The organism is Halomonas sp. SIMBA_159, assembly GCF_046536035.1.
Lineage (GTDB): Bacteria > Pseudomonadota > Gammaproteobacteria > Pseudomonadales > Halomonadaceae > Vreelandella > Vreelandella venusta_A.
The window spans coordinates 1-243 of record NZ_JAWJBT010001370.1; the positions used below are offsets into that span (position 1 = coordinate 1).

Sequence of the window (243 nt, forward strand, 5' to 3'; positions counted from 1 at the left end):
CGAGGAATTTTCATGAGCCTTACCGAACTAACCGGTAACCCGCGGCACGACCAACTCCTCATGCTGATCGCCGAGCGTGGGTATATGAATATTGATGAGCTGGCAAATCTGCTGGATGTCTCCACGCAGACGGTCCGCCGGGATATTCGTAAATTAAGCGAGCAAGGCCTGATTACGCGCCATCACGGTGGCGCGGGTCGGGCTTCCAGCGTCGTTAATACGGCGTTCGAGCAGCGTGAGGTT

1 protein-coding gene is annotated in these 243 nt (G+C 56.0%); it reads left to right on the plus strand.

Annotated features, from left to right (window positions below):
• Window positions 1–12: 12 nt before the first annotated feature.
• Window positions 13–243, plus strand: a 231-nt coding sequence (locus tag R0J87_RS23720; protein ID WP_498889459.1) for a DeoR family transcriptional regulator, incomplete at its 3' end; no start/stop codon positions are given.